Source organism: Leptospira alexanderi serovar Manhao 3 str. L 60, from assembly GCF_000243815.2.
Classification (GTDB): domain Bacteria; phylum Spirochaetota; class Leptospiria; order Leptospirales; family Leptospiraceae; genus Leptospira; species Leptospira alexanderi.
Window position 1 is genome coordinate 112,501 of record NZ_AHMT02000049.1, and the last position, 2,317, is coordinate 114,817.

Here is a 2,317-nt window from a genome sequence, read left to right on the forward strand (position 1 = left end):
GCAATTAAGATATCTTCAACGCCTCGATTCTTTAAGTCGGTTAAAATCTGAAGCCAGAACTTTGCCCCTTCGGTGCGTTCTACCCAGATCCCAAGAATCTCTTTTGTGCCCTGTAGATTGATTCCTACTGATCTCTACATAAAGGAGTACCGCCAATTTTAGCACAAATCCCCGTTTAGACGCAGAATTTTGGACACTCTATTATGTAGATTGATTCCTAAAGCCAAATAGAAGGCTTTGTTCACGACGTGGTTGCCATCTCGAACCTTCACGATCAACGCATCCATGATGAGAATCGGATACACTTTATCCAAGGGGCGATTCTGCCATTCGATCACTGTTTCCATTACGGAATCCGTTACTTGAGAAATCAAATCCGCCGAGACTTCAACTTGATAAATTTCTTTCAGGTGTTGAGATATTTCTCGAGTTGTCATTCCGCGTGAATACATCGAGATGATCTTTTCATCGAAGCCCGTAAATCGTGTCTGTCCTTTCCGGATTATCTGAGGTTCAAAGCTTCCGTTTCTATCTCGAGGAACTTCCAAGTCAATTGTCCCAAAGTCTCCTTTGAGCTTCTTACTACTTTTTCCATTTCTTGAATTGCCTGTGTTATTGCCCAAGCTATCGTGCTTCTCATATCCAAGATGATGCGTCATCTCTCCTTGCATTGCTCGTTCAACAAGTGATTTGGTGAGTTGTTTTAAGAGGCCTTCGTTTCCGATCAGCTCTTCGGGGGTTTTACCTTTGATTAATTCATCGAGTAGTTCTTCTGCTCGATTCTTCGGTTTGCTCATACTGCTTTATCCTTGTTACTTTTTCTTTTTTCACAAGTCATTTACACAATCGAGATGACACCCTCTTGTTAAGGAAAAAATATCGTAACTTGCAAACTACGGTTTTGCAGTCTCAAAAAGGATCGAAGATATATCAACGTATTTGGAAGCATGTCCATGAATATCAATCCCTACAGGTCTACCGTTTTCATCCAAGTCTACGTTTAGGTCTGAATTAATCTCTTTCGTCTCAAAAGAAGGGCGGTTCGACAAATCAATATAGATTGAATCAGTTTCAGGATAGTGCGTTATTCTCATTCTTTAAAACCTCTATCAAAAAAGCCGTTGTGGATTGTCTTACCATCTTCCAACGTCACTACTCGAAGATATTTTCCCGCTTCCACAATCCATTTCCAAAAGCGAATTCTTCCATTTTCTTGAACTTCTTTTTTGTCCGGATGAAGAACCGTTTCTTCTACCCATTCAAGGCGAAGCTCCGGACGTTTTCTAAGCACCTCGTTTTCAAAATAACGAGTGTATTTCATAAGCCAATAGCATATCCTTTCATTCCAAGTTTCATTTTCCTCTTTGTCCAACCCTTTTTCTACTTTCCAACTTCAGATAAATTAAGGATAATTTCAAGTGAGGAAAATGTAGGAAAAGTGAGTGAAAAATCGACTGTTTTTTTCCTCACTTTTTTACCTAATTTCTTCCATTTTCCTTCAGTGGATCGACCTTTCTCCGACCACTCTGAGTTTTCTCTCAATCTCGATTTCCTGTTCCGTCACTTTCGTCAATTGAAGAATCAACTTTTGGATCTTCTTGCGATATACTTTCAGTTTTTGTAATAGTGTTTGACTTCCTCTCTCTTCTTTAAAGAACCCATACTTTCATATCTCTTCCGATATGATTTCATTCTTTTTTGGATGGAAGTTTCTTCCTCCGTCATTCTTGGGTCAAATCCGTTTTTGTCTCGTTTTTGCTTTTCATACTTTCATCTTCCAAATTCTCTTTTGTTGACCCACTGACGTTAGTAGTTCTACAAGCTCTGAGTCCTTAGAACCTAACTCCATTCTTTTCTTGTGTAAATCCGCTTGTTGCTTCCTCAATTTCCTTAGAGAATTCAAAAGTCGTTCTAAAGCCGCTTCCTTCTGTGTGTAACTCATCTTCCCATACTTCTTTTGAGACTCTTTTACCTTCGATTGCAATACTTGTTTTGGGCTCTTCTTTACTTCCTCTTTCTGGGCCGATTTCTCTTTTTTGCGGTTTGCTTCGGCTCTTTGGTTTTGAGTTCTTTTCGGAGCTCAGAAACGTAATTCCTTGCGGTTCCAAGTGGAATTCTCTCTTCTTCTGATATCTTTTTAGCTAACTCTACCGGTTTCCCGATCAAACTATGACCCTCATAGTTTGATTTCTCATTTGATCCTACTTTCAAAAGATGACCCTCATCTTTTGATTTCTCAGAAAACAAGACTTCGCTTAACATTTTAGAATCCTCTTTCAAACCTTCACCGTGAAGGTTTGATTCTCTCGCTTGCTTT

2 protein-coding genes and 3 pseudogenes (1 of these 5 cut by a window edge) are annotated in these 2,317 nt (G+C 39.4%); all 5 read right to left on the reverse strand.

Features of this window, described 5'->3' with window-relative positions:
• A pseudogene (locus tag LEP1GSC062_RS15510) lies at window positions 1–797 on the reverse strand (IS256 family transposase) (it extends 527 nt beyond the left edge of the window).
• 96 nt (window positions 798–893) lie between these two features.
• Entirely contained in the window at window positions 894–1,094 is a 201-nt protein-coding gene (locus tag LEP1GSC062_RS15515) for a DUF2283 domain-containing protein (RefSeq protein WP_010579166.1), read from the reverse strand.
• Window positions 1,091–1,321: a hypothetical protein gene (locus LEP1GSC062_RS15520; protein WP_020984718.1), complete on the reverse strand. Its 231-nt coding sequence runs from the start codon at window positions 1,319–1,321 to the stop codon at window positions 1,091–1,093. Before LEP1GSC062_RS15520 ends, LEP1GSC062_RS15515 begins: the two co-directional genes overlap by 4 nt.
• A gap of 177 nt (window positions 1,322–1,498) precedes the next feature.
• A pseudogene (locus LEP1GSC062_RS24960) lies at window positions 1,499–1,725 on the reverse strand (hypothetical protein).
• Between the two features lie 37 nt (window positions 1,726–1,762).
• Window positions 1,763–2,317 (reverse strand): annotated as a pseudogene (locus tag LEP1GSC062_RS24965) (ParB N-terminal domain-containing protein); the annotation flags it as partial.